3 protein-coding genes are annotated in these 1,754 nt (G+C 64.8%); 1 reads left to right on the top strand and 2 read right to left on the bottom strand.

What is annotated here, in order from left to right; all coding sequences use genetic code 11:
- Positions 1–16 precede the first annotated feature (16 nt).
- Positions 17–514 (bottom strand): methylated-DNA--[protein]-cysteine S-methyltransferase, encoded by a 498-nt coding sequence (locus QZ079_RS09365; RefSeq protein ID WP_297037572.1) that lies wholly within the window; start codon positions 512–514, stop codon positions 17–19.
- Positions 515–583: 69 nt separating this feature from the next.
- Complete coding sequence (locus QZ079_RS09360) at positions 584–1,222, bottom strand: DNA-3-methyladenine glycosylase (protein ID WP_297037571.1); 639 nt, start codon at positions 1,220–1,222, stop codon at positions 584–586.
- Between the two features lie 182 nt (positions 1,223–1,404).
- Here QZ079_RS09360 and QZ079_RS09355 point away from each other — a divergent pair.
- Positions 1,405–1,754, top strand: a 350-nt coding sequence (locus QZ079_RS09355; RefSeq protein WP_297037570.1) for an RNA methyltransferase substrate-binding domain-containing protein, incomplete at its 3' end; no start/stop codon positions are given.

Genomic DNA, 1,754 nt, shown 5'->3' with positions numbered 1-1,754 from the left:
CCCGCCGGGATTTTTGTCAGAATGTGTGTCCCTCCAGGGCCAACAGGGCCTGCTTGAGCTCCAGCCCCCCGGCGTAGCCGGTGAGGCTGCCGTTTGCGCCCACCACGCGGTGGCAGGGGACGATGACCGAGATGGGGTTGCGCCCCACGGCGCCGCCGATCGCTCGGGCAGAGACGCGTACCCCGCCGCGTTGCTCGGCCAGCTGCTGGGCGATTGCACCGTACGTGGTCGTCTCGCCGTAGGGAATCTGGAGCAACGCCGTCCACACCGCCTGCCGAAATGCCGAGCCCACGGGGTGCAGAGGCGGCAAGAAATCCGGTACGCCGCCCGCGAAGTATGCGTCGAGCCAGCGCACTGCCTCTGCAAGTGCAGGCGTCTCCCGCTCGAGGCGCTCTTCGGGCAGCCCGGCAGCAAAGTACTTTTGCCCCTCGAACCATGCGCCTACAAGCCCGACCTCATCGGCAGCGAGCAGCATGGTGCCCAGCGGGGAATCGTAGCGTTGGACGAACGTCATCGCTTCCCACCTTTCGCCTTCGGCTGGCAATCTGCGGTTCGAGCTTTCGCGTGCGTTATCGCTTTCGGCTTACTCGTCGCCTTCGGTCGCCAATCGCGCATCTCGGGGATCGCGCCGCCGGCGACCGCCCATAGGTACAGGCTCCCCGCTGCAATAGGGCGAAAACCGCCGTCGATACTTCTCGAACAGCTGTCGCGTGATCTTGCGGTGGTGGTAGACCATGCGCAGGCCGCGCTGGATAGCGAGGTCATCGAAGCTCAGGATATTCGGCCGCTGCATGCAGAAGAGGAGGATCATCTCGGCCGTCCACACGCCCACGCCCTTGAGACCGCTCAGCGCGCGAATGGCATCTTCGTCGGACATATGCCACACGGCGTCGAGGTCGAACGCGCCGCTCTGCACCCGCTCGGCGAAGTCCGTGATGTATTCCGCTTTGCGAAACGTCATGCCGAACGCCTGCAGCGCGGGCACGCTGGCGGCGAGTACGGTTTCCGCGTTTACCGCACCAAGTCCGTCGCGCATGCGCTGCCAGATGGTCGCCTGCGCCTTCGTTGAGATCTGCTGCCCCACGATGTGGTGCACGACGGAAGCGAAGAGATCCGGGTCGACTGCGCGCTCAACGTGCCCCACGCGGTCGATGACCTCGGCCAGGCGTTGGTCTTTGCTGCGCAGGTGCGCGAGCTCGGTTTCCCCGTATTCGAAATACATGCTTCGCCTCCGGCGTTCGTTTGTTTGGCCGTCACCTTACTGTGTATATCGTCGAAAAATACACAGCAAGACGGCTTGCGAGCTTCCTTATCGTGTCTTCTATCGCTTTTTGCATGATACGCTATGGCGCCGCCGTGTGGTTCCGTATACTTTCAGACGAACGCAAACACGAGAGGTGGCAGATGGCACGTCAACAGCAAGGTAGCGGGCGTCGGGCGAATGGCGACATGTCGCGCGCAACGGGGTCGGGCTCGCGCCAGGCGGGCAAGCGTTCCGGCGAGGCCTATGGTAAGCGCGAGGGAAGCGCCCAGCGTAAAGCGGTCGCTCCTGCTCGCCATGCGTCAAATCGCTCGTCGGCGCAGCAGCCGGCGATCCGTCCCACAGGCGCCTACATCGAGGGTCGCCGCGCCGCAGCGGAGGCGCTACGCACGGGGTTCCCGGTGAAGCGCGCGCTCGTGGCGGAAGGTGCGGATCGCGACGCCTCCTTCACGGCGCTTGTTGCGGACGTGCAGGCTGCGGGCATTCCCGTGCG

The sequence above is a fragment of the uncultured Enorma sp. genome, assembly GCA_905210055.1.
Taxonomy (GTDB): Bacteria; Actinomycetota; Coriobacteriia; order Coriobacteriales; family Coriobacteriaceae; genus Enorma.
Note: the sequence above shows the minus strand (reverse complement) of the source record. Positions and strands in the feature narration are given on the sequence as shown.

Excerpts from the sequence above, each read along its gene's own strand:
- QZ079_RS09365 (WP_297037572.1), bottom strand. The coding sequence starts at position 514 with ATGACGTTCGTCCAACGCTACGATTCCCCGCTGGGCACCATGCTGCTC.
- QZ079_RS09360 (WP_297037571.1), bottom strand. The coding sequence starts at position 1,222 with ATGTATTTCGAATACGGGGAAACCGAGCTCGCGCACCTGCGCAGCAAA.